The sequence below is a fragment of the Micromonospora violae genome (genome assembly GCF_004217135.1).
GTDB classification, from domain to species: domain Bacteria; phylum Actinomycetota; class Actinomycetes; order Mycobacteriales; family Micromonosporaceae; genus Micromonospora; species Micromonospora violae.
On the sequence record NZ_SHKK01000001.1, the window covers coordinates 4,952,526 to 4,976,560 of the forward strand.

Below are 24,035 nucleotides of genomic sequence, written 5' to 3' on the forward strand. Positions count from 1 at the left end.
GACCCAAAACGCGAATCCGATCACCGGTAATCCCTCTTCAGGGAGCAGGTTCCAGCTGGCCCGGGCAGCCGCTGTGAACAGCAATGCCGACCGATAGCCGTACAGGAACAGCCGCCGGTCGCGAACCCAGACAGACGACACCGGGCGACGTGCACAGAGCATGTCAACGGGAGGTCCCGCTGGCACCTGCCGCCCTCACGTGTCTAGTCCCACCTGATGCTTGACGGATCCGTCCCACCACATGCTTGTCAGTTGACCTAAATGAATAGGCCGGCCTTGCGGGGTCGTGGCTGTCAGCTCCAGAGGTCTTGGCCTTCGCGGCCGGAGGGGTCGAGGGTGAGGAGGTCTTCGTGGAGGCCATCGAGGCACCGTCCCGTCGACTCGCCGGCAGAGCTGACCTCGATCAGAGCCCAGGACGGGAGTTGGCCGATGCGGTGGTCGTCGTCGGCGAGGTGGCAGAGCATGGCGAACACCGTTTCGTAGGCCACGGCTCGGGCTAGCTGGGTGAGATCTTGCTGGCCTGCTCCCGCTTCGAGGGCCCGTCGGGCAGCGGGGATGTTGGTAATGCCGTTGCGCCAGTCGTCAATCATCTGCGGCCAGAGTGTGCGCAGGAGGCGGTATCTGGCCAGCTGCGGGATGTCCTCCTCGATTTCGGAGCGGGCCCATCCGTCTGGGTCGTCGCAGCCGAGCTGGTCCAGCGCCTCCAACAACGATCGTGCGCGGTCGCGGACGTCGGTCGGCAGCTGCTGCAACCAGGTCCGCTGATCCTCCACGCCGCAGATTGAAGCACTCGCCCGGCGGCGATGCTTGGTCGTCGTCGTCCATGGCGTGACCCGATGCTTCTTGCGGGGTCGGCTGGCCTTGAGGTTGCGGACGGGGCTGGTCGGTGGTGCGCCGGACGATGCGGGTGCCGTCGTCGCAGGCGATGGCCAGTTCGGTGTCTGTGACGTGGATGGTGACGGTCTTGCCGGCGTGGACGCGGCCGAGGGCGACTTTCTGCCCGAAGATCATGACGGCGCCGCTGTTGGACGCGCGACGCTGGACCTGCACCGGCCCGGCCGCAGGCTGTGGAGGTGGTCCGGCTGGTCGGGCCCCGCGCAGCCGCGCCACCTCGCCCGGGCTGAGGGCGGGGGCAGGCCCTGCTCCAGCACCTCGGGTAGCCAACTTCCCGGTGACACGCATGCGACACAGCCAGCGAGATCGAGCAGGCTGGAGCGGTACTGAGTGAGGCTCACAAAAGAGGCCCCTGACCGGCGTTCACGCTGGTCAGGGGCCTCTTTCTGCACCTGGTGGCGGGTAGAGGATTCGAACCTCTGAAGCTTTCGCGACGGATTTACAGGGCGTCCGTGATCTTGCCGTTGGCAGGCGGCCTGAGCTGCTACTTCTCTCCTGTCAGGCGAACGCTGTTGCTCTGTCGCCCACCATCTGCCCACGCCCACATGTAGTGCGCCTCAGTCGTCCTTCGGCATCGGCCACACGTCGCGGGAGTCGTTGAAGGCCCGTCCCTGCGGCGGCTCGACCGTCAGTGACTTCAGCGCCCCCGGCAGCGAGGCCGCACCTCGTCTCATCGCCCGCAAGAACCACATGGTCAGGCGTACCACTGCGAGCACGGCGACCAAGCCCAGCGCCACCGCTACCGCCAGGTTGAACATCACTTCGTAAATCACCTAGGCATTCTCGCCCGCCACCCCAGAGCCAAACCCGGTCAGTCATCCGAGGGCGTCGCCGATCTTGTCGTTCATGGTGTCGTCTCCGCCGTCGATGCAGTTGGCGTAGACGCGGAGCAGGACGGCGACGCCGTGGCCCAGGCGTCGGGCGACCTCGGTCGGCGGCACGCCGGCATTCAGCCAGAGCGAGGCCGCCGCGTGCCGCAGGTCGTAGGGCCGGCGGACGAGCGGCGAGGCGACCTGCGATTCGGTCAGCGCCTTCTCGCGGGCAAGCTTCCACCACCGGTCGTAGACCGACTCGGAGAGCGGCCCACCGTGCAGGCCCCGGAAGAACCGACCGTCCGGGCCGACACCGTGATTCTCGACGTGCACGCACAGCAGCTCGACGAGCCGGGGCGGGATCGGGACCGTACGAGTCTCGGCCCTCCCCCGGTGCTTGAGCCCGCGCCGTTCGTGGGAGCCGCCGTCATCGGTCCAGTGCGACCCGGCGCGCGGCGAGGTACCGGCGAGCACCAGGCGGCCCCAGCGGTATTCAATCTTCTCGTGGTCGCAGGACCGGGAAGGCTTGACCGCCGCCAGGTCGTCGAAGTCGGCCCCGCAGTCGGCGCACCGGCCGGCAAGGTCGCAGTCCTCCCGCCGTAGGTCCGCGGCCTCGGAGGGACGCATCCCCGCGTAGTAGAGACAGCCGAAGAAGGCCGTGACCTTGTCGGCGCGTTTGCCGAGAGATTTCACCGCCTCCAGCAGCGTGGCGACCTGGGCCGGGTTCGCCACCACCCGCCGGTCGATGGACTGGGCGACCTCGGGAGCAGTCCACTGGACCCGGTCGACCGGGTTGGAGGCGATCAGCTCCAGCTCGACGGCGTACCCGAGCACGTTGTAGAAGGTGGCGCGCTTCCGCTGGACGGTGGAGGCAGCCGCGGGCTTGCCGTCGAGGCGTACACACAGGCTGTCGAGGACGCGGCGGACCATCGCGGGCGAGTCCAGCTCGACGACCGGGAGGGACGCGGTTTCCAGCCAGGCAAGCGCTGCCGCGTGGTCGGGCGGGATCTCGTCGGACCAGCGGCGGGGGTTGAGGCCGTAGAGGTAGAGCGCTTCACGGAGCAGAGCGTCAGTCGGTCGGCCGCGCTTTGTCGGCCGGGTCAGGGTGACCGTGATCGAGGTCAGCGCCTCGACGATCGAGCGCCGGGTCTTGGCCGCCGCCCGGGGCCACTTCATCTCGACGTACGCGCGGCTGTGGGCGTACCAGGTGGTGGGGTTCTTGGTTCTGGCCTCGGAGACCGGGCGCCCGGTTGCGGGGTCGAAGGGCTCCCCCGCGTTGGCCGCCTGGACCAGCTCGGCGCGGAACGAGTGCGCCAGGGCCTTGGTACGGAACATGTCCTCGAAGCGTTGGCCGCTCACCGCCCAGCGGACCCGCCACGGCCGAGCCTTCCGGTCGGCGCGCTTGGCGATCTCCCAAATCTGGACCTCGTAGCTCTTCATGCCGCGTCCTGCTCCAGGTCCCCGAGCCACCGACCGAGCGCCGACCGGCGGACCCGCAGCTGTCCGTTCGGAAGCTTGATCACCCGTGGTCCCTTGCCGGTCTGCCGCCAGTAGAACCAGGTCGAGCGCGGTACGCGCAGCTCGGCGAGCACTTCCGGCACGGTCAACAACTCCTCGTTCACTGCGGTTCCTCCCCGTCGTGCTGTGCGCTGTGCTGAGTTGCCGAAAGATCTGGGGACTCCTGCGCGGCCCGGTCCTTGGCGGCGAGCAGTTCGGACCGCCAGCGCGCGCGTTCGCTGATCGACCGCATGAGTCGGTGGGTCATCGGGCCGACATCGGGGTCGTCGGGTCGGGCGAGTTCCCATGCGTGCCGGACCCGTTCGGTGGTGTCGCCCTGGTCGTCGACGAGCTGGGTGCCGTCGGTGGTGACGCCGAGCAGTGCCCGCACCCAGGCCCGCGCGTCGTGCTTGTGGTCGGCGAGGGTCTTGCCAGACCAGTCGCGGGAGATGAGGATGCGCCGGCCGCCGATGCCGAGGGTGTCGCGCTGGTGGACCTTGCCCTTGCAGCGGCCGGGCTTGAGCTTGGCGTGCGCCTTCTTCGGCTGGACGCCGTAGAGCAGCCAGTTGGCGCAGCGGTCGGTGCAGGGGGTCAGCTGGAGTTGCTGCCAGAGCCGGTCGAGGTGCTTGCGTTGCCGGTCGGTGGTCGCCTTGTGGCAGTCGCCGGTGTGCTTGGTGATGTATTTGGTGACGTACCGGATGGTCCGCTCGGCGTCCTCGGTGCCGGGCATGACGCCGCGGGCATCGACTTGGGCGCCGAAGCGGACGACGTGCACCGGGTCCGCGTCCGGGTCGTCGTCGATGGCGTCGAGGGCTTCCGTCCAGGTGGTCAGTTGCTCGCGGGTGTCGGCGTCGACCCATGCCCCTGCCTGCTCGTCCCAGATCGGGAGCCGGTCGAGGGTGTAGCGCTGGACGTCGACCGAGGGCCACCACACCTGGTGGTAGGTGGCCGCCGCCACGGTGCGGAGGACGTCGCGGGGAATGGTGCCGCGGATGGCGAAGTGGGCGTGTGGGGCGAGACGGCGTTGCGGCTCGACGCAGCCGGCGTACTGGACGTTCCAGCCTTCGCACCGTCGGAGGTTCTGCCAGAACCGGTCGAGCAGCCGGGGGAAGTGCACGGCGTCCCAGGCTGCGCGGCGGTAGTCGTACCTGGCCGGGTTGACGGGGGTGCCGTCGGGGCGGACCGGGCCGTACGAGTCGAGGGTGAGGGTGAGCCACATCGACGGTTGGTAGGTGGCGCCGTCGGGGGCGGTGTAGGTCTTGCCGACGGTGCGGCGCTCGACCTTGCGCCGGGGCAGTTCGGGAGCATCTTGGCGTCGCTTCGTGGAGCGCTTGCGCCTTGGGCCGGGCTCGTCGTCCTGGTCCTCGTCGTCGGTGGCGTGCGGTGGTCCGACGCGGCCGCGTAGGCCCTCAGCGGCGATGGCTTCCTCTACCTCGCGGATTGCCTCGTCGAGGTCGGTCACCTGGTCCCACTGGGCGGCGCGTACGGCCTCGTCGCGGGAGAACTCCAGGTGTGCGCGGAACAGGATCAGGGACTTCTGTGCCTCGGTTGCGGGTTCCGGGCCGGGTAGTGGCTCGTCGGCCCGGTGCCAGCCCTCGCGGATCTGGGCTTGCCGTAGCCGGCGGTTCTTCTTGGCGCACGGCGGGCACTTGTCCTCGCGGGTCGCGCCACAGGGCAGGTCGATGACTTCGGTCAGGCCGGTGTCGAGGTCGGTGCGGCGCATTGCCAGGGGGCGGACGCAGACGCCGTACTCGATGGCGATGTCTTTCAGCACGTCGATCGAGCGGGGTAGCGCCATGCGGGCCGCCCGCGACCCCGGCCGAGGAGCAACCGGGGCCGGGGCGGGTTCGAGGCCGGGCAGGGTTGGAGCCGTCATCGGATGATCCCGACGACCTGGGGCCGGTTGGACGGGACGACAACGGCCGGAGGCAGCACCGGGACTGATGCCGGCGGCATCACCGAAGCCGGCGGCGCGGGTTCGACAGGCTGCGGCTCGTCGTACCAGTCACCCTGCGGCTGGTCGGGCTCGGGAGCCGGCGGGGTGGTGGGTGCGCTGGACAGGACGACCTTGACCAGGGCGAGGAAGGCCAGCGACGGAACGGCCGCGACGATCCAGCCCCAGACGGAGGGTTCGGCTTCGGCGACCTGGGCGGCGAGGGAGAGCAGCGCGAACGCGATCAGGAGCACGCCGACCAGGCCGGCGGGTCGACCATCACGGCGGCGGGCGCGGATCTCTAGGCCGAGGTAGATGGCCATCAGCTCGACGGCTACGGCGTTGGCCCAGCCGATCCAGTCGGGTTGGCCGTGGGCGACGGTGAGGTCGTGGACGTGGGTGAAGGCGGCGGCGCCGGCCATGGTGCCGATGGCGAGCAGGATCAGCACCCGGATGCCCGACTCGGCTCGGTGGCGGATCATTCGAAGTCACCTTCCGGGATGCGAATGGTGACGGTGATGCGGATGCGCTGCCCGTCGAGGTCACTGCGGCGGCGGACCATGTGCGCCAAGCCGTGCAGGGCGGCGGCGAGTCGGTCCGGGGAGCCGTTCAGGTCGATGTGCAGCGGCTTGAGACGGTGGGCGCCGAGGAAGAAGCTCTTGAGGGACATCGGTTACCTCCGGGCCGGGGCGACGCGGGTACGGATGTGGTCGGGTGGCTCGCCGAGGGAGGCCACCGCTTCGGAGAGGCAGCGCCACAGCGCCCACGCCTCGTCGGGGGTCAGGTACATGCGGCGCCGACCGCCGCCGACGGCGAGATAGACCGGGTACGGGTCGGGCCGGGCGGGGTCGACGCGGACGGACACCGCAGTGCTGCTCGCGCCGTCCGGGTTGGGTGCACGGAGCCGGTAGAAGGTCGGGGCGGTCACCGCGACTCATCCCCGTCGGCGTCGAGGATGTTGCGCAGCGCGTCGGGCAGCAGTGGCCCGCGACGCTGCCGGGGCAGGGCCGGCCGGACCGGTTCGGGCGTCGACTCGCGGCCGACCTGGGCGAGGATGTCCGCGGCGTCGGCCGGGGCCGGGTACTGCTGGGCCAGTTCCCGAATGTGGTCGTCGGTGACGTAGGAGAACCGGACCCGCATCGGTTCCGGGGTGCCGTCGAGGATCACGTAGCCGACGCCCTTGGCCCATCGGGGCATCTGGTCGGCCAGGGCGCCCCGGTTGCGGGCACCGTCGCCCAACACAAGGTCGACCTGAGCCGCCTCGGTCAGGCCGAGAGCGATGCGGGTCGGGAACAGGTCCCGGAACGGCAGCACCTCCTTGCGGGGGTCCTGCAACGCGGCCACCACCAGCACGCCGACCCCGGCACCCTGGGACAGCAGCAGCCCGAGCGAGCCGGCGATGCGCTTGCGCAGGTCGACGTCTTGTAGGTACGCGGTCAGCGCGGCCATCTCGTCGATGACGACCACGACCAGGGGGTCAGCCTCGGTCGGGGTGTGCACCCGGACCCTGCCGGCGAGCCGGGATTGCCGCTCTCGCATCACGGCCACGGCCTCGTCGAGGAGGTCGGCCATGGCCTCGAACGACTTGCAGGCGAACCGGGCGAACAACGGCCGGCCCATGGCGAACTCCATCCCGCCCTTGGGATCGATCACCCAGAGCCGGACCAGGCCGGAGGTGATGCCGCCGGCCAGCGCCCGGACCAGCGACCAGAGCACCGAGCCCTTACCGGACCGGGTGGCCCCACCGATGAGGATGTGCGTGGCGAGCAGGTGCAGGGACCAGGTGCCCAGGTCTTCCCGCCGAGCCAGCGGCAGCGCGGTGAAGTCGGGGACGGCCGGAGCGTCGAACGGCGCCACCACCGGACGCAGAGCATCGGTGCGGACGAGCACCAGGTAGACCACGGTCGGCCGGTCCCGGAACCGCACCCGGTCCACCAGCCGCAGCAGCAGCGCCCAGTAGCCGCTACGGGTCGGCGGGTCGTCGGGCCGCTCGGAGTAGACCCGGGCGTGCCGCCGGCCGAAGGCGTACGCGAGGTTCGCCGTGACCTGTTGGAAGTCGGCCGGGGTCTGCCCGCGAACCATGCGGATGGTCAGCACGTCGAGCGCCTGATCCGAGCGCACGCGCAGCAGCTCGGGCAGGACGGCGCGACGGTCGTACGTCTCGGCCAGGCCGCACAGGGTCATGGCCTCCCGCCAGGCCCGCCGGTAGACGAAGACCTGACGGAACCGGCCGAGCAGCGGCCCGGCGCCCCACCGCCACCAGGACGCTTCATCGCGCCACCGCCACACGGCCGACACCGCCGAGGCCAGGACCAGCGGCACGACCAGGCCCGCCCAGCCGTAGTCGGCGTAGAGGACGACGGCGAGCACGACTAGGCCGACGGTGACCGGGTGGCGCAGGCACCACCAGCAGCCCCGGGCGAGCCAGCGCAGCACCAGGCCGAGCACGACCGCCCACATCGGCAGGACGAACCGCTTCGGCCGGAGCACCAGCAGATCCCCAGCGGTCGTCAGCACCACCTCGCCACGCGGCCGGCGCATCATCGCGCACCCCGCATCGACACGAACCGGCCCGACGCATCGCGGACCGGAGGGAACGGGAGAACGAGCTGCCCGACACAGAGTGGGCAGCGGTCAGCCGCACCGCCGGCCGGGTCGAACCGGGACTGACACACGCCGCACCGAGGCTGAGCCGGGGCAGGCGAACGCCTACGCTTGGACACGTCACTACCTCTCTCGACAGAGCAGGGGGAAGAGACAGAGGGCGGGGCTGCCGTCCGCCAAGACCTGACAGCCCCGCCCCCACCTGATACGGCTATGCCGCCGCCTTCTTGGCCACGCCCGCCGGCGCTCGCATCCCGGTCGCCCGCAGCGAGTACGCCATCCGGTTGTTGTTCGACACGTACGGCGTGACCGTCATGCCCTCGAACTCCACCGCCTCGAACGGCGCACCCGTCGGCGGGACCGGCTGGTAGTCGGCGGAGATCTTGACCGTCGTCTCCCGAGAGCGCTTGCCGAGCTCCGGGTCCAGGTCCATCACGCGGACCTGCCACACCCGCTGGCCGGTCAGCTTGTCCTTCGCCGGGCTGCGCCGGCCGGTCTTCTCGTCGTAGTCCTCGACCTCACCCAGGGACTCGGGGACCAGGGCGCACCCCGCCGGGAACACGTCCTCACAACGCACGGCGAACCTCGTACCGCCACGCAGAGCCATCGCTCAACCTCCAGGTTGTTGGCATGTCTGCCAAGTTGAGACTCCAAGGTAGACGGCACTTGGCAGACAAGTCAACAAGTCACGGGGGTGCAGGCGGGCGCCGGCCAGGCGATCCGATCATCCAGCCCCAAGAATTTACTCTAAATCATTTATAAAGACACCAAAGAATTAGTCTAACTAATTTAGATCGGGCATATAAATCAGGCGAAAGGTAGGCGCCTGAAATGGCGCGCGAAGGCGGAACTATAGATTGATTAGACTATACTTGACACTTGACCCAAGTAGGTGTAGAGCGCTAAAGTTCTGGTGTCGCGACAGCCGGCCAAACCGAGGCCAATAATCGCAAACTCACTCCCTAGAGAGGATAGCTTTATCTATGCTGGACTTCAAATTTAATTCAAAAATCTCTTTTAGCATTTCGAAGAAGGATCTGATGTGGATTATGACTCTAGTCATCGTGCTGCTGCGGCAGCACCTACCTCTGTAGCCGCCAATGATTGGGGGGATTGCTGCTGGCCAGCGATCCCCCGGCGGGTGTCGTGGTAGCCCCATGGGGTACTAAGAGACCATGAGAGACGATGACGCCAGATCAGTCGATCAGGAGCACCACAGGCCCCCCGATGTCGACGACAAAACCATTGAAGCATTGGGTGAACTGAGTAAATCCCTGGAGACGGTGCACCGTGTACGGGGACACCTTTACTCGGCACATCAACTCGTGGGCGGCGCCGACCTTACGCTCGACAAAGTTGTGGAGCTTATGCGTGAGGCCGGGCATCAGGAGATCGCCGACCGGGTGGAGCGCGAACTCCTAGGCCGAAATCTGCTACCCGGCCGTTGGACCTTCCAAATCCTGGAGGAGTTCGACGACGGCTACTACGCGGCGTTCCAGGAGATCGAACGGGACGCGCGGGAGAAGCTAGCCGGCGGTCGGCGGCACATCTACGAAGCGGAGATGAAGGAGCGGCGGCGTACACACGGCATGCCGGGGCACGAGGCTACGCCAGAGGAGTGAGCGGTAGACCGTTCGGCAGCATCGAGGCCAGGGTGTCGGCTCTGGCCTCGATGATCCTCATCCGGGCCTGATACTCGGCCGGTTCCCGATGCGCGGCATGGCTGGTGACCTGGCCGGGCCACTTGCGGTAGAGCAGCCCGTACTCGCGGGTGAAGTAGCCGGCGCTGACGGCGTTGGCCGCGAGCAGCAGGCCCGTGTCCTCGGAGGCGGGAAGGGCCATCCAGCCACCCAGGGCGAAGACGAGATCCCGCCGCAGGCACAGCGTCGCCGGGTGCACCGATGCCCGGTAGTCGTTGGCCCGCCAGAACGACAGAACCGAACCGCGGTCGATGAGACCGCCGGCCGGGTCCTTGTCCCAACCGGCGGTCGACCCGTCGGGTAGCAGGTCGAGTACCCGCGAGGTGGTCCAGCCGATCTGCGGGTGTGCGTCGAATGCGACGATGTCCCGGGCGAGCGCGCCGGGGGTCAACTGGTCGTCAGCGTCCAGCACCTTGATGAGTTGACCGGAGACGCGAGCAAGCGCGAGGGTACGGGCAACGCCAGGCCCACCAGGACGGCCGGTGCCGAGACTTATCCGGGGATCGTGGGGCAGCGCGTCGACCAGGGCGGCGGCCTGCCCGTCCTCCTGGACGAGCCATTCCCAGTCCCAGCCGTCAGGCATTTCCTGCTTGGCCAACGACTCGTAGGCGCCAGCCAGGTACTCGATGCTGGGCGCGTGAACCGGGGTGATGACCGAGACGAGCTGCGTCAAGTTTTCCACCGCTGGAGTTTGTGGGAGTAGACAAGCTCGGTGCGATCGCCCGGCATCACCACGTCGGCAACCTCGACGATCCGGCCGGTGGTGTCGGTGGAGGTCTTCCGCACGGTGAGCACGGAGACGCCCGGGTCGATGTCCAGCAACTCGGCCTCATCCGGTGACGGCGGACGTGCCCGGATCTCGTCGTCGATACGATCCAGCTCGATGCCGAGCGTGTAGAGCTGATGCTGTGTACCGCCGGGCCACGGCTCCTTGCTCTCGTCGAGCAGGTCCGGGTTCGCGGCCACCAGCTCATAAGGCAGATAGGAGTACGACATGGTCAGCGGCGCGTTCTCGTGCTTCGAGGATGTCCAGTAGACCCGGCGCAGCAGCGGCGTACCCGGCTCGACCTGCAACGCCGCCGCCATCTCCGCATCAGCTTCCACCCGGGAGTACTCGGCGTGAAACTTGAGATCATCGACGGTCAGGCCGGTGTCATGCTCGGTGGCGCCGGTCTTGAGCCGCTCGTCCTCGTCGAGCAGGACGCGTTCCTTCTCCCACTGGTACCGCTCGGTGTTGCGGCGGCGTACCCGCTGGCGGGGTGCCCGCACGTAAGTCCCGCGCCCCTGCTCCGCGCGAACCAGGCCCCATTCCCGGAGCTGCCGGATGGCGTTGCGGACGCTCGTTCGCGACAGGCCCGAGGTGTCGGCCAACTCAGTCTCACTAGGCATCAGAGTGCCGGGGGCCAGTTCGCCGCTCACGATCTTCGCCCGCAACTCTTCCGCGAGCTGCAGGTAGCGAGGGCGCCAGTCCCGGCCTTGCACACCGGTCACCGTACCCCCTAGACGTTCCAACGTCTGCCAGGTGGTCCCGCCGGCAGGCCGCTCAGGAACCGGCGGTACGGCTACCGCTGCTCGCGGTGACCGCGCAGGGCGCAGGCCAGGAGTACGAGGAACGGCTGAGCCCCGACGGGTGTTGGCGTTCACCGCCTCTCTCCGGCCTGCTCGCCACCGTCTGCCGGTATCAGCATCTCCAGCTGGGCGTAGACCAGCTCGTCAATGAGCCGGTCCACCTGGGCGCACGACAGGAGTACGGTCTGCGTCGCGCCGTAACGGGTCGCGTCGAGCTTCACGGCCAGGTCGCGGCGGGCGAACCGGTCGACGACCAGTTGGACGGTGACCCACCCGGTCCGCTCCCGCCCGATCGTGGTGAGAAACCCGCGGTGCATCGGGTCGTTCGGTCCGCAGCCTCGACACCAGACCGGGCACACGACCGGCGCGATCGGCGACGGCGACCGGCCCTCTGGAAGGGCAGCACCCTCACTCATCGCCGGCCCTCTGCCGCCCTGTGATCTGTGCCAGCAATCCGTGAAGTTGCTCGACCAGTTGGGCCGCCTGCGGCAAGGGCAACTCTGCCCAGGCGATCCCGGCCCGGCACGTCACGTGGACACCGACCATGGGACTGCCCAGTGCGTCACTGATGAGGTAGGTGACGACGAGTCCGCCCGCCCGGTTCTCGCCGACCCGCTGCATCGGGCCGCGGTGACGGCGGGCCATGTGCGTCATCACTGGCGGCACCAGGTAGCCGCAGCGATCCGGGGCGCACCAGTCCGGGTGGCTCGTGACGGGAGCGGGGTTGTTCGTACGACTCATCGCGGCCACCGCCCGCCGTTGCCTCGAAAAAGCTGGGCTCGCGTCATCAAGGGCGCATACCGGAGCGCAGGCAGTTCGCGGGTGGCCGCCGCCGACCATCTCGGCGAGGGGGTAGTAGGTGCCGGGCGTGGACTCGACTGAACGTTACTGGTGGCACGCAGGGCAGATGAGCGCCTCTGAGACCACCAGGATGAGAGCCAATGGTGTCGACGATGAGAGCCGGACATCGCACCTCCGCAGGTAGGCGGGGGCCGGTGGCCAGCCACGGGGGAATGCGACTGGCCACCAGCCCGGATGAGGGCACGGCGCACCGTCCGACACCGGACGGGTCGGGTATCGCCGAGCCAACTTGTAAGCGCGGCTACCGCAACCGGTCCGACAGGACGCCGCACATCAGGTGCATCAGGGCTAGCGCGAGACCACCCCTGACACGGGCCGTCACCCCGGCCGCACACCAGGGAACGTATCTACAAGTGAACGACTTGTCCAGACGTCGAAACAGGTCACTTGGTTGGCACTTGGTAAGACAAGTGCCAGGTACGGTGAGCAGGTGCCCACCCCGCACTACGGACAGCCCCGCTACCGCGCCATCGCCGAAGAGTTGAGAGAGCGCATCGAGAGCGGCGCCATTCCGCCCGGCGCTCTACTACCAACCGAGAGCATCCTTACTGCTGAGTTCCGAGCGAGTCGCGGCACCATCCGCCAAGCCATAGCGGTACTGCGCGAAGCCGCCCTGGTCGTCACGGAACACGGCCGCGGCACCTACGCAAGCCTGCGCCCGAAGGTCGGAAGGGCTGTCACAGGCGGTCGCGCTGAGGCCAGACCGCAGGAAGTTGCCGCAGACCCAGAGCTTGCAGCCCTCTTCTCCGTCGAGGTAGGTACAGCTCTGGTCGAGCATCAGAGTATTGACCGGAGAGATGGAGTCGTCCAGGCAGTCGTCAGAACGTACAGATTGCTTCGACCAAACCAATAGCCCTGCTTGCACCCCAATTGCTCCCGAATTGCTCCCCAGGAGCCACCTGCGTTGAGGGCCCGCTCGCGTCGCAAGCGAGGCGCGCCAGGCTGACATCGGCTCACGTGCCACGGCAACCTAAGCGCCCGACCCCCAGAGGCCGCTGGACAGCGGCGACGCGACAGATTTGATGCCCGCACTTCTGTCGACCAGCGGACAGAAGAGCCCGAGGGCTTCCTGCATGCGCGACAATACGCGGCCGTTACTCGACAGCTGACCTGAGGCGAACCTTTTGTTGAGGCAGTCCAGGATCAGCACCACACACGGGATGGTGAAGCTCTTATCGTTCGACTAGGGTATCGAGCTTGGTGCCCTAAAGCCCCGAATCCATAGCGGGCCAACGTTGGCTCCAGCAAAAATCGGGTCGGTAAGGAGAGGCAAGGGATTGGGTATGCGTTGGCCGATCGAAGATCGAGAGCTTTACGAGCTAGAGCTCGACATCCGCAACGTCAGGATTCCAGCCGAAACTATCGACGAATCTGCGATCGCGAACTACCTCGTCGAGGCAGAGGATCTCCTAGACCTGGTACGTGATATTCTCCGAGACGGTTACTTGGACAACGATTTGCCCGTTGTAGTGATAGACAATGGGCGGCACGTTGTCGTAGAGGGGAACCGGCGCATCACTGCGCTCAAAGCTATCCAAAACCCTGAGTTGTTGGGCAAGTCCGCCCCGCGCATTGAGCGGCTACTTAGCCGTTTCCCCGACGCTGACAAGCCGACGCAAGTGCGCGTGATGGTGGCCCCATCTCGCGAGGCGGCTCAGCCACTGTTGGCGAGACTGCACACGCGGAATGCGAAGAAGGCCTGGTTGCGTGAGCAGCAGGCTGTTTTCTACCATGCCCAACTATCATCCTCGGTCACTGCCGACGACCTTCGTACAATTTACCCCATCGGGACCACTTCGATAGCCAGCTTCATTCGCATGGGTGAAATGCGTGAGCTGATTCGCAGCATGAAATACGACGATCCCGACCTCGAAAAGTTCGTCAAGACCAGCCAGTTGAAAATGACTGCGTTCGAGTACGCCTATGAACTGCCTAAAATCCGGCAAGCGCTTGGCCTCAACTTCAACAAAGACGGGCTACTGGCCAGCAAGAAATTGTCCGAGGGGCAGCGTCGCGGCCTGATCTACCTGTTAGGCGAGTTCCGCGCCAAGAGACTGAATACTCGATCCCCGGAGCTCAAGTCTTCCAAGGACGAGCACGATACTTTCGTTGATCAGTTACGCCAACTCGTTGGTGTTGTTGAAACTGGAACGTCAGATGCCACAGGTGCTGAGGGATTAGGCAGGGCGAGCCGGAACGAGTCAACGAACGTAGCCGATGACGGCAATTCAGGCAAGGCAAAGCCCAGCATCGGCGGCAGCCCCAGCAGCGCGACTGCCGAAGCTGGCGGAGGGCATAGCTCGGGGCCGGGGCCCGGGCCGGGCGGCACCGTGAACCAGACAGGGTCCACAGAACAGCAGCCTGGCTCTCGTGGACCGAACCGGGGCGAAACCCGTTCGAGACTTGACATGGAGGGCTTCGAATACAAGGGGTCTTCAGCGGGCTTGCGGCGGCGATTTGAGGAGTTGCGACGCCTGGATGTCCGAGACTTTCCTAACGCTGGACATGATCTGCTACGCACCGTGCTCGAATGCTCCATCAAGGACCATTTTGTGAATGTCCGGCAAGTGCGGCTTACCGGCAAGCAGTTGGGCGCATGCATGACCGAATTAGCTTCCGCATACCAGAATGACCAACGAATGACGTCTCTTATCAATGCCATCAACCGCAAAGGCAGAATGCCGGCAGCTCAATATGCCGGGACCGCCTTTTCTCTGAATGCTAGCAACCACGAGCCCGACACATTTGTTGCAGGTGCAGACGTCCACGAAGCATGGGATCGCATCAAGCCGATCCTGGTCGAGATCGTGGGAAGCTAGCAAGCCGCTCGACCACTAGGCCCACCTCGTGCTAGACGGGACTTAACTGACGAGCGATAGGGCGCGAGGCGATGAAGAGCTCTCGCGCCTTCCCCGCTCGATGAGCGCTGTAACTGAGTTGATACTCCCTGACATGATTGTCCTTGTACAGTTGACGAATCAGGTCGGATGGGTCGTAGGTTACTACCCAGTTGCCATCGGGGTGCCGATTAAGTACCTGGGCCAGGTCCGAGTGGTCTCGATGGGTGAACGCATTCAGGTAAAGGCTTCCACCCATCTCAACATACGGCGGGTCGACGTAAATGAAGGTTGATGCGTCCTTGACGAAATCCTTCACAATCGACATTCCGTCACGGCCAAGTACAGTGATACGAGCGGCGAGTTTTCCGATTACAGATACGCGTTCAGCGAGCTGGTCTCGATTAAATCGAGCATCAATCTTGTAGTTCCCGTTCTGGCGGACTCCACCAATAGGGCCGGCATGAAGAATGCCGGAGCGATTAGTGCGATTAAGATAGAAGAAAGCGAAACCCAGCGATAGCGGATCTGACTCGTCGGCGTCACGGTAAATCTGTTTCTGCTTCCGCCACTCTTCCACGGTCAATGGCGTATCAGAAATTTTGGCGGCGAACTCTTGAGACTTAGAGGTAACTGCCAGCCAAAAGCAATAGACGGCGGGATCAATGTCGTTGATGACTAATTCCTGAACCACATCATTCTTCAGCAAGGCGATCCCAGCACCTGCCCCGCCAGCATAGGGCTCAACATAACGGGCGGAGTCGGTTCCGAGCCGACCGATGAGCCCTCTGAAGAGGCCAGCAAGTGCAGCCTTACCGCCTGGATACCTCAGCGGGCTTGCCGCTGCGGTTCTTCCCCATGCCCTAACCTCTAGAGGCGCGGTACTCGACTCTGTCACCTGCAACCTCCCTGAGCAGTATTGCTGACGAACTTGGTAGCCATGCGACAGCTGCCGCTGGCAGCATGCCTTGGCGGCCAAGCCACGAGCGGACACAGAGAACGCGCCCCGCGTATTGCATAGACTGATGGATCTTCCCCGTGGACCGCAAGTATTCGTCGCGTGATCGTCTGAGTCATCACCTCTGCCTGCTCTTACGCCGGCCCGCAGCACTGCCGAGTTAGGAAGGTATGGGCTGGCCACAGCGGCCACGCCTCCATGCTTGCTACTCAGCAGCAACCGCGCGCATCAGAGCAGGTTGCCTGGTCCCCGGAGGCTCCCCGCACGTCTTGGCTTAGTCGGCTTGATGTGGCTGGTGCAGACATGCCCACTGCTGGTGGCAGCCAGCCGAGCGTGACCGCTTGGATGAGCACCAAGATTCCTGCACCTAGAGCCTGGCGGTTCCATGCCACGCCGTGGTACGATCGCTCAGTTCGGAGGCGGGTGCAGCCCTAGGGACTCAAAGTTCCAGCCTTCACGAAAACGGGAGATCTGGGTTCGAATCCCAGTGCCACCTTTCTTGGTGGATGTAGCTCAACTGGCAGAGCCCCGCTTTTACTTCCAAGTGAGGCACCGCTCAAGCGGTGCCTCACTTGCTTTATAGGTGGCCTCGCTCTTTCAGCGCGGCACGAATCTCGACGTCCTTGAACTGCAACGGGAAATAGTTGAAGTTGCTAATGCCGCGGGCAAGCCTCATCCGCTTATCCGCAGTGGTCGGTATATTTGCATGAGCCTCGTAGTCGTCCACAAGGCGCTCCAGCCACATATCCCTTGGGCAACAGACAGCAAGACCGCTGTTGACGGCACGAGCAATCTTCTTTGTGACGGCGAGAGTTGCGACCGTCTCCGAGTAGCCCAACCGCACGCGATCCAGCTTCGCGAAGGCCGGCGGAGGCTGCGTAGTCATCTTCGTCCAGGCGGTGGCTGCCGACGTCGACATGGTAGACGCCGCCTTCGCCAACTCCTCGCTAGCGGTGCCGCCCCTGTGGATTACGCAGTTTCGCATCAGTCTGATCAGGTCATATAGCTCGATTGATTCAACGGGCAGAGCGGTCGATGAGTGGGTTTCGAAGAGCATGTGGATCGTTGCTGCCTTGGCGTCTCTCGCCTGCCGTCGCCTGATTAACCCTGCATCGCTGAGTAGAAACAGGCACTCCTTGAGGTAATCCTCGTGAATGGCGAGCAGGTAGGGCACCGCCATTAGGCCAAGGTGATGCTCAGCGTCTTCGAGAATATCCGTCGCCAGCTGACTCTTCAGGTTGAAGCTACGGATATGATCGACTTTTGGAAAGATTTCGGACAAAGTCATATTCGAGCCTGCGGTGAGGGAGAGCAGGTGGCCCGCAAGCTTCGATCCCGCCAAGAGCGCCATGATGGAACTGTTCGCTGCTTGGCGCTTCTGCAGGTAATCGCGATACTCGGCGTACTTGACTTCAACCATCCGGCCTACTTTGTTGGCGTCGATCCTGGAAGTAGTCAAAGTATCGGCACTTCCCGCTGAAGTAAATTGCCGGATTGGCCTGTATTAGATCAAGGCGCCGCGCTTCGCGCGGCGCGGGGCGGTAACCCGCCCGGCGGCAAGCCGCCCCGGCCGCCTCCGGCGCCGGGGCGGAGAGCCACCGACTGCCGCCGGACCGCCGCCCAGAGCCTGCTGGTCCGGCCAGCGGCACGACAACGGCCAGGCGGTACGGAAGCCGAACCGGTCGGCCTCGGCGACGATCAGGGCTTCCGACTGCCGCGCCAGTCCAACCCCAGGACTGGCTTGCCCCCGGTCCATCTCCCGCAGCCGGCGACACCTCACCGCGGACCCCTCAGCCACTCGCCACACCCACGGACTCCGCCAGGTGAGGACCAGCCACCAGCCGCAGCGTTCACAGCCCCCAGAAGAGTCCTCACCGGGCAAGATCAACCTGCCCACCATCTGCCCACAACCAGTCGTCGCGGGCTGGACTCAGCCAGACTCGGTTAGATCAACGACAACGGCCCCTGACCAGCATCTCTGCTGGTCAGGGGCCGTTTCTGCACCTGGTGGCGGGTAGAGGATTCGAACCTCTGAAGCTTTCGCGACGGATTTACAGTCCGCTCCCATTGGCCGCTCGGGCAACCCGCCAGGGCACCCCACCGCGTCGTAACGCGGCGGCGGAAGCAAGGATAGCGGCTCCCCCCGGTACCGGTGCAACCGGGTACGGTCAGGGGGTCGTGCCGCTGGTCGGCGGCCGACGGCAGGCCCAGACCGCCGGACAGCAGGAGCAGAAACATGGCAGCGAACCCGTCGTTCGACATCGTGAGCAAGGTTGACCGTCAGGAGGTCGACAACGCCCTTCGGCAGGCGGAGAAGGAGCTTGCGACGCGGTTCGACTTCCGCGGCACCGGCGCCGAGATTTCCTGGTCGGGCGAGGAGGCGATCGGGCTTCAGGCGGAGACCGAGGAGCGCGTCCGCGCCGCACTGGACGTGTTCAAGGAGAAGTTGGTCAAGCGGAACATCTCGCTGAAGTCGCTGGATGCTGGGGAGCCGCGCCCGTCGGGCAAGATCTTCAAGATCGACTGCAAGGTGATCCAGGGCATCGAGGCGGACAAGGCCAAGGCCATCAGCAAGAAGATCCGCGACGAGGGCCCCAAGGGCGTGCAGGCGCAGATCCAGGGCGACCAACTGCGCGTGACCGGCAAGAAGCGCGACGACCTGCAGGCCGTCATCTCGCTGCTCAAGGGCGAGGACTTCGGCGTCGCCCTCCAGTTCAACAACTACCGCTGACGGCTGCCCATCCCGACCCGCCACCGGCCCCCCGGACGCAAAGCACCTGGCTGAGATCGACTCGGGTTCCTGAAAGTCGGGGCATCCGGGCGATGGGGACACCGCGACTTTCAGGAACCCGAGTCGATCAAGCCCCCGCGCGAGGCCCGCGAGGCAAGACCCCGCGCGAGGCCCGCGAGGCAAGACCCCGCGAAGACCCGCGCGGGGCAAGACGCCGCGCGAGGCCCGCGCCGGTCAGGACTCCGCGCGGGGTGAGGTCAGGCGGGGACGGGGTGTTCGGTGCGTACCGCTGTGGTTTCGGCGCGGGCGATGGGCCCGGCGGGCAGTGCGGCGACCGCAGCCCCGACGGCGACTGCCACCCCGGCGAACAGGAACGCCCAGCGGACGCCGCCGGCGTGGTCCACGATCACGCCGGCTACCGAGCCGCCGGCCGCGCTGGACGCGACCGCGACGGTGACCACCCAGGTGTACGCCTCGTTCAGCATGCCGGTCGGGGCGATCCGGCCGACCAGGGTGTTTTCCAGGGTGAGCGCGGGCGCGATGGTGGCTCCGCCGGCGACCAGGGCGACGCCCAGGGCCAGTGGGGTGGGCATCACCGCGAAGATGGCGAAGGTGGCGGCCAGCGAGGCGAGCAGCAGGGCGAACTGTCGGGTCATGTTCGGTGCCGGCTTGCGGACGCCGAACCAGAACCCACCGATGGCGCTGCCGATCCCCCAGACCGCGAGCAGCAGGCCGGCGAGGCTCTCCGGGTCGTTGGTGGTGTGCTCGCTGGCGAACGCGGGCACGGTCACGCCGGCGGCTCCGAAGGCGATGCCCAGGCCGGCCACGCAGATCAGCAGGGCCGGGAAGCCGGGGACCCGCAGCGGGCCGAGCCCGCGGGCGTGGTGCTCCTGCGGGTGCGGGCGCCAGCCGCGCATGACCCGGCCGAGGGCCACGGCGGTCGTGCCGACCAGGGTGACCACGGCCGCGCCGACCAGTGCGGCTGCCGCGTCGGCGACGAGCACGAAGCCGGCGACGAGCAGTGGGCCGAGCACGAAGACGATTTCGAAGAGCGTGGTCTCGGCGGCCAGCGCCGTGTTGCGCAGGGCGTACCGGCCGGAGTTGGGGCTGGTGAGGTCGTTCCAGGCGCCGCGGATGGCGGCGGTGAGCGGCGGGTAGGTGGCGCCGGCCATGCCTGAGGCGAGGTAGATGACGGGGAGCGCGTCGTCGCCGGCGCGGCTCGCCAGCAGCAACCCGATGAGCGCCAGCGGGTGGGCGACGGCGGTGAGCAGCAGGACGGGGCTGGGGCCGACCCGGTCGGCGATCCGTCCGGCGATCGGGCTGAGGGCCGCGCCGGCGAGGGCGTAGATGCCGCCGGCGATGGCGGCCAGTGAGTAGCGCCCGGTCACCTGCTCGACCACCAGGAGAAGCGCCAGCGGGGTCATGCCGATTCCGAGCCGCCCGATGATGCCGGTGATCAGCAGCATGGGCGCGCCGGGGATCCGCCAGACACCCTGGTACTGACGCAGCGCGGTCACCGTGAACCTCCGAGGATGTAATGAGCGTGAGCCGTTGTGACCCTAACGCCACCGCCCGGCCGGTAGACAACGGAAATACGGCACTCCGCCCGTACCCGGCGCGGCCGGGTACGGGCGGAGGCGGTGGATCAGCGGGTCAGCGCTGGAACTGGACCGGCCCGGCGTTGCGGGCCATCTGCTCCAGCCGGGCGACGCGGTCCTCCATCTTCGGGTGCGTGGAGAAGAGCGCGGCCATGCCGCCGCCCCGGAACGGGTTGGCGATCATGAGGTGGGCGGTGCTGGTGAGCTGGCCCTGAGCCGGCAACGGCCGACGTCGGGCCACCGCGTCGATCTTGCGGAGCGCGCTGGCCAGGGCCAGCGGGTCGCGGCTCAACTTGGCGCCCGACTCGTCCGCCTGGAACTCGCGGCTCCGGCTGATCGCCAACTGGATCACCGTGGCCGCGATCGGGCCCAGGATCAGGGTGAGCAGCAGCACGGCGGGGTTGGGTCGGTCCTCGTCGTCCCCACCGCCCAACGGGATGAAGAAGGCGAGGTTCGCCAGCAGGCTGATGATGCTCGCCAGGCCGGCCGCCACGCTGGAGATCAGGATGTCCCGGTTGTAGACGTGCGACAACTCGTGCCCGATCACGCCGCGCAGCTCACGGTAGTCGAGGATCTCGGTGATGCCCTGGGTCACGCAGACGGCCGCGTGCTGCGGGTTACGACCGGTCGCGAACGCGTTGGGCTGCGCGGTCGGGCTGACGTAGAGCCGTGGCATCGGCTGCTGGGCGTCGGTGGCCAACTCCCGGACCATCCGGTACAGCTCGGGGAACTGTGCCTCGGTGACCGGTTGCGCCCCCATCGAGCGCAGGGCGAGCTTGTCGGAGTAAAAGTAGGTAACGCCGTTCATGACCAAAGACACGACGACGGCGATGACCAGACCGCCACTGCCGCCGAACCAGTAGCCCACCGCCAGGATCAGGGCGCTGAGCAGGCCAAGCAGCGCTGCGGTCTTCAGACGGTTGTGGTGCACGATCTCTCCTTCGGTGCACGGATCGCCGGGATCCGCTGACCGGTGTAACAACCCGGTACCCGCCAACCATCCGTTACAACGCTGTGAGTTGACTGAGACCGCTTCAGCGACCGGCCAGGTCGAGCACCACCTGCGGCGCGACGCCGAGCACCAGGGCGACGACCGTCGCCACCGCCAGCACCACCGCCACCACACCCCCCAGGGGTACGGCCGCAGCGCCGCCCCCATTGCCGACGGCGAGGGGTGTCGGCGTCCAGAGCGCGGCGGTCACCCGCAGGTAGTAGGCGAGCCCGATCACGGCGTTCAGCGCCACCACCAGCGCCAGCCAGGCGGCGCCACCGTCCAGGAGCGCCCGGACCACTGTCACCTTCGCGAACAGGCCGGCCAGCCCCGGCGGCAGACCAGCCAGGCCCACCAGCGCCAGACCGAGCGCCGCGGCCCGCCACGGGTGCCGGCGGGCCGCCCCGCGCAGGTCGTCCACCGTGCCGCCGTCCGCCCCGGCCGGGCGCAGGGCCGTCACTCCGGCGAAGGCGGCCAACTCCAACACCACGAAGAAGACGGCGTACGCAACGGCAGCCGCGTACGCGGCGGACCGTGCCTCGTCGGTGCGTCCGGCGGTCAGCGCCAACGCCCCCAGGGGAGCGAGGATGTACCCGGCCTGCGCGACGGACGACCAGGCGAGCAACCGGACGGTCCGCCGCTGACGCAGGGCGACCAGGTTGCCGACGGTCATGGTGAGCACGGCGAGCAGAGCGAGCACCGGACCGGTCTGGTCCGCCGGCAGCGCCCGCTGCACCACGGCGAGCAGGGCGACCAGGCCGCCCAGCTTCGACGCGGTCGACAGGTACGCGGCCACCGGCAGCGGCGCGCCGTCGTAGGTGGCCGGGGCCCAGGCGTGGAACGGCACCGCCGCCACCTTGAACGCCAACCCGACCAGCAGCACCACCACCGCCGCGGTCGTCAGCGGCAGCTCCCGCAACTCCGGCTGCTCGGCGAGCAACACGCCGAGCCGGTCCAGGTGCAGCCCACCGGTGACCGCGTAGAGCAGCGCCGCGCCGAGCAGGGTCAACGTGGTCGCCACCACGCTGACCACGAAGAAGGTCAACGCCGCCTCGGCGCTCGCCAGGCTCCCCCGGCGCAGCCCGACCAGCACGTACAGCGGCAGGGTCAGCGTCTCCAGGGCGACGATCAGCGTGATCAGGTCGCCGGCCGCGCCGAGCACCACGCCACCGGTCATCGAGCAGGCCAGCAGGAAGGCGTACTCGCCGACCGGTGACCGCCCGGCCCGCAGCGCCGGCACCGACAGCCCGAGCACGCCCAGGGTGAGCAGCGCGACCACCACGCCGACCAGGGCCGCGCGACCGCCGAAGACCCAGGAGCAGTCGGCGCCCACGCAGAACGTCCGCCGCTGCGCACCCACCCCGACCAGCGCGGAACCGACGGCGGTGCCGAGCGCGCCGAGCGCGGCCACCGCGATCGTGGCCCGGGGCCTGGCCACGACCAGATCGGTGATGAGGACGAGCACGGCGGTGCCGGCGGCCAGGTAGGCCGGCAGCAGCGCCACGCTGTCCACGCTCTGCACGACGTTCATGGTTTGACCACCCCGATCAGGGCGTCGACGGGAGCCTCAGCGACGCCGAGGACCAACGTCGGTGCCAGCCCGATGGCCAACGCGAGCAGCACCAGCGGCACCCAGGCGGTCAACTCCGCACCGGCCAGGCCGGGGCCGACCTGCCCGACGGCGGGGCTGGGCCGGTTGTGGGTCACCTGGCGCAGCAACCGCAGGAAGTACGCGGCGGTGAGCGCTCCGCCGACCGCCGCCAACACCCCGAGGGTGATCCAGAGCGGGCCGCCCACCTGCACGGCGGCGATCACCGCGAACGCCTCGCCCCAGAAGCCGGCCAACCCGGGCAGGCCCAGCGACGCGATCGCCGCGAACGCCAGCAGACCCGCCAACCGGGGCGCGGTCTCCCGCAGCCCGGACAACTCGGCGAGGCTGCCCGTGCCGGTCCGGTCCTTCACCGCCCCGGCCAGGAAGAACAGCAGGCCGGTGATCACACCGTGCGCGACGTTGCCGATCAGCGCCGCCTGGATGCCGGTGGCGGTCAGCGTGGCGACGCCCAGCAGCACGAAGCCCATGTGCCCCACGCTGGAGTACGCGATCAGCCGCTTCACGTCCGACTGGGCCAGGCAGACCAGCGACCCGATCAGGATCGCGGCGACGGCCAGCACGCCGAGCACCGGCGCCGCCCAACGGGCACCCTCCGGCGCCACCCCCACCGCGACCCGGATCAAGCCGTACGTGCCCATCTTGAGCAGCACACCGGCCAGCACCACACTGCCCACCGTGGGCGCCTGCGTGTGCGCGTCGGGCAGCCAGGAGTGCAGCGGCCACAGCGGGCTCTTCACCGCGAACGCCACCGCGAGCACTGTGAACGCGGCCAACTGGGTGCCCCGGGACATCCCCGCGCCACCGGTCAACGTCACCAGGTCGGCGGTGCCGGCGGCGGCGACCACCACGTACACGCCGACCAGCAGCAGCACCGACCCGAACAGCGTGTAGAGGGCGAACTTGCGGGCCGCCCGACGCCGCTCCGCGCCGCCCCAGCCGGCGATGATCGCGTACATCGGCAGCAGGACGACCTCGAAGAAGAGGAAGAACAGCACCAGATCCAGGGCGAGGAAGGTGCCCAGGATGCCCACCTCGACCACCAGGAGCAGCGCGACAAGGGCCCGGCCGCTGCCGCCGTCCGGGACCCGCCACATCGTGTACGCGCAGCAGAGCAGCGTGAGCAGCGCGGTCAACACCACCAGCGGCCAGGAGATGCCATCGACGCCGAGGTGGAAACGCAACTCCAGACCGGGCACCCAGGGCAGGTCCAGGTGGTGCCACGGGCGCACCGCCGGCGCGCCGGCCGACCAGGCGACCCAGCCTCGACCGCCGAACACCAGCGGCACCGCGGCCAGCAGGGTCAACGCCGCCGCGACAGTGCCGACCAGCCGGGCCGCCCGGTCCCGGGGCGTCGCCGCCACCGCGACCGCGCCCAGCGCTGGCAACGCCAGCACCGCAACCAGCAACCCCTGCCCAACCGTCATGTACTCGCCTCTGT

24 protein-coding genes and 1 tRNA gene are annotated in these 24,035 nt (G+C 67.4%); 4 read left to right on the forward strand and 21 right to left on the reverse strand.

Annotated features, from left to right (window positions below):
• Window positions 1-293 precede the first annotated feature (293 nt).
• The 10 genes from EV382_RS22105 to EV382_RS22150 form a co-directional block, all read right to left on the reverse strand.
• Complete coding sequence (locus tag EV382_RS22105; RefSeq protein WP_208758469.1) at window positions 294-773, reverse strand: hypothetical protein; 480 nt, start codon at window positions 771-773, stop codon at window positions 294-296.
• A gap of 678 nt (window positions 774-1,451) precedes the next feature.
• Window positions 1,452-1,667, reverse strand: a complete 216-nt coding sequence (locus EV382_RS22110) for a hypothetical protein (RefSeq protein WP_130404765.1) — start codon at window positions 1,665-1,667, stop codon at window positions 1,452-1,454.
• A gap of 42 nt (window positions 1,668-1,709) precedes the next feature.
• The gene (locus EV382_RS22115; RefSeq protein WP_130404767.1) at window positions 1,710-3,146 is read right to left on the reverse strand and encodes a tyrosine-type recombinase/integrase; all 1,437 of its coding nucleotides are present in this window, start codon (window positions 3,144-3,146) and stop codon (window positions 1,710-1,712) included.
• Window positions 3,143-3,328: a helix-turn-helix transcriptional regulator gene (locus EV382_RS22120; protein ID WP_030329852.1), complete on the reverse strand. Its 186-nt coding sequence runs from the start codon at window positions 3,326-3,328 to the stop codon at window positions 3,143-3,145. Before EV382_RS22120 ends, EV382_RS22115 begins: the two co-directional genes overlap by 4 nt.
• Entirely contained in the window at window positions 3,325-5,079 is a 1,755-nt protein-coding gene (locus EV382_RS22125; protein WP_130404769.1) for a replication initiator, read from the reverse strand. The genes EV382_RS22120 and EV382_RS22125 overlap by 4 nt, the downstream gene beginning before the upstream one ends.
• Complete coding sequence (locus EV382_RS22130) at window positions 5,076-5,618, reverse strand: DUF2637 domain-containing protein (RefSeq protein ID WP_130404771.1); 543 nt, start codon at window positions 5,616-5,618, stop codon at window positions 5,076-5,078. Before EV382_RS22130 ends, EV382_RS22125 begins: the two co-directional genes overlap by 4 nt.
• Window positions 5,615-5,806 (reverse strand): hypothetical protein, encoded by a 192-nt coding sequence (locus tag EV382_RS22135; protein WP_130404773.1) that lies wholly within the window; start codon window positions 5,804-5,806, stop codon window positions 5,615-5,617. Before EV382_RS22135 ends, EV382_RS22130 begins: the two co-directional genes overlap by 4 nt.
• 3 nt (window positions 5,807-5,809) lie before the next feature.
• Window positions 5,810-6,064 carry a hypothetical protein gene (locus tag EV382_RS22140; RefSeq protein WP_130404775.1) on the reverse strand — a complete coding sequence of 85 codons (255 nt, stop codon included), beginning with the start codon at window positions 6,062-6,064 and terminating at the stop codon, window positions 5,810-5,812.
• Window positions 6,061-7,677 carry an FtsK/SpoIIIE domain-containing protein gene (locus EV382_RS22145; RefSeq protein ID WP_208758470.1) on the reverse strand — a complete coding sequence of 539 codons (1,617 nt, stop codon included), beginning with the start codon at window positions 7,675-7,677 and terminating at the stop codon, window positions 6,061-6,063. The genes EV382_RS22140 and EV382_RS22145 overlap by 4 nt, the downstream gene beginning before the upstream one ends.
• 274 nt (window positions 7,678-7,951) lie before the next feature.
• The gene (locus EV382_RS22150; protein WP_026267676.1) at window positions 7,952-8,347 is read right to left on the reverse strand and encodes a hypothetical protein; all 396 of its coding nucleotides are present in this window, start codon (window positions 8,345-8,347) and stop codon (window positions 7,952-7,954) included.
• Window positions 8,348-8,915: 568 nt separating this feature from the next.
• Here EV382_RS22150 and EV382_RS22155 point away from each other — a divergent pair.
• Window positions 8,916-9,362, forward strand: coding sequence for a hypothetical protein (locus tag EV382_RS22155; protein WP_130404777.1), 447 nt, complete (start codon window positions 8,916-8,918; stop codon window positions 9,360-9,362).
• On the opposite strand, the gene EV382_RS22160 is transcribed toward EV382_RS22155, so the two are convergent.
• The 4 genes from EV382_RS22160 to EV382_RS33570 form a co-directional block, all read right to left on the reverse strand.
• Window positions 9,346-10,122 carry a glycosyltransferase family 2 protein gene (locus tag EV382_RS22160; protein ID WP_244236782.1) on the reverse strand — a complete coding sequence of 259 codons (777 nt, stop codon included), beginning with the start codon at window positions 10,120-10,122 and terminating at the stop codon, window positions 9,346-9,348. The two genes, EV382_RS22155 and EV382_RS22160, sit on opposite strands and share 17 nt — an antisense overlap.
• Window positions 10,110-10,931: a GntR family transcriptional regulator gene (locus EV382_RS22165; protein ID WP_130404779.1), complete on the reverse strand. Its 822-nt coding sequence runs from the start codon at window positions 10,929-10,931 to the stop codon at window positions 10,110-10,112. Before EV382_RS22165 ends, EV382_RS22160 begins: the two co-directional genes overlap by 13 nt.
• A 149-nt stretch (window positions 10,932-11,080) precedes the next feature.
• Window positions 11,081-11,326: a precorrin-4 C11-methyltransferase gene (locus EV382_RS22170; RefSeq protein ID WP_130404781.1), complete on the reverse strand. Its 246-nt coding sequence runs from the start codon at window positions 11,324-11,326 to the stop codon at window positions 11,081-11,083.
• Window positions 11,327-11,417: 91 nt separating this feature from the next.
• A complete protein-coding gene (locus tag EV382_RS33570; RefSeq protein ID WP_244236783.1) occupies window positions 11,418-11,750 on the reverse strand; it encodes a hypothetical protein in 333 nt (110 codons plus the stop codon).
• 550 nt (window positions 11,751-12,300) lie between these two features.
• Between EV382_RS33570 and EV382_RS33990 the strand changes: the two genes are divergently transcribed.
• Both EV382_RS33990 and EV382_RS22185 read left to right on the forward strand, forming a co-directional pair.
• On the forward strand, window positions 12,301-12,723 hold the full coding sequence (locus tag EV382_RS33990; RefSeq protein WP_165435843.1) for a GntR family transcriptional regulator: 423 nt from the start codon (window positions 12,301-12,303) through the stop codon (window positions 12,721-12,723).
• 430 nt (window positions 12,724-13,153) lie between these two features.
• Window positions 13,154-14,689 (forward strand): ParB N-terminal domain-containing protein, encoded by a 1,536-nt coding sequence (locus EV382_RS22185; RefSeq protein ID WP_130404785.1) that lies wholly within the window; start codon window positions 13,154-13,156, stop codon window positions 14,687-14,689.
• Window positions 14,690-14,720: 31 nt separating this feature from the next.
• On the opposite strand, the gene EV382_RS22190 is transcribed toward EV382_RS22185, so the two are convergent.
• The 3 genes from EV382_RS22190 to EV382_RS22200 form a co-directional block, all read right to left on the reverse strand.
• Window positions 14,721-15,605 carry a DNA adenine methylase gene (locus EV382_RS22190; protein ID WP_130404787.1) on the reverse strand — a complete coding sequence of 295 codons (885 nt, stop codon included), beginning with the start codon at window positions 15,603-15,605 and terminating at the stop codon, window positions 14,721-14,723.
• A gap of 637 nt (window positions 15,606-16,242) precedes the next feature.
• Window positions 16,243-17,085 (reverse strand): hypothetical protein, encoded by an 843-nt coding sequence (locus EV382_RS22195; protein ID WP_130404789.1) that lies wholly within the window; start codon window positions 17,083-17,085, stop codon window positions 16,243-16,245.
• Window positions 17,086-17,670: 585 nt separating this feature from the next.
• Window positions 17,671-17,754, reverse strand: a tRNA-Tyr gene (locus tag EV382_RS22200).
• A 147-nt stretch (window positions 17,755-17,901) separates the two neighbouring features.
• On the opposite strand from EV382_RS22200, the gene EV382_RS22205 reads away from it, so the two are divergent.
• Window positions 17,902-18,396, forward strand: coding sequence for a YajQ family cyclic di-GMP-binding protein (locus EV382_RS22205; protein ID WP_030329827.1), 495 nt, complete (start codon window positions 17,902-17,904; stop codon window positions 18,394-18,396).
• Between the two features lie 257 nt (window positions 18,397-18,653).
• Here the strand turns inward: EV382_RS22205 and EV382_RS22210 are convergent, their stop codons facing one another.
• The 4 genes from EV382_RS22210 to EV382_RS22225 all read right to left on the reverse strand — a co-directional run bounded on the left by EV382_RS22210 (window position 18,654) and on the right by EV382_RS22225 (window position 24,021).
• Window positions 18,654-19,913 (reverse strand): MFS transporter, encoded by a 1,260-nt coding sequence (locus tag EV382_RS22210; protein ID WP_130404791.1) that lies wholly within the window; start codon window positions 19,911-19,913, stop codon window positions 18,654-18,656.
• 136 nt (window positions 19,914-20,049) lie between these two features.
• The gene (htpX, locus tag EV382_RS22215) at window positions 20,050-20,925 is read right to left on the reverse strand and encodes a zinc metalloprotease HtpX (RefSeq protein WP_130404793.1); all 876 of its coding nucleotides are present in this window, start codon (window positions 20,923-20,925) and stop codon (window positions 20,050-20,052) included.
• Window positions 20,926-21,028: 103 nt separating this feature from the next.
• Window positions 21,029-22,516, reverse strand: a complete 1,488-nt coding sequence (locus EV382_RS22220; RefSeq protein WP_130404795.1) for an NADH-quinone oxidoreductase subunit N — start codon at window positions 22,514-22,516, stop codon at window positions 21,029-21,031.
• Window positions 22,513-24,021 (reverse strand): complex I subunit 4 family protein, encoded by a 1,509-nt coding sequence (locus tag EV382_RS22225; RefSeq protein ID WP_130404797.1) that lies wholly within the window; start codon window positions 24,019-24,021, stop codon window positions 22,513-22,515. Before EV382_RS22225 ends, EV382_RS22220 begins: the two co-directional genes overlap by 4 nt.
• Window positions 24,022-24,035 lie beyond the last annotated feature (14 nt).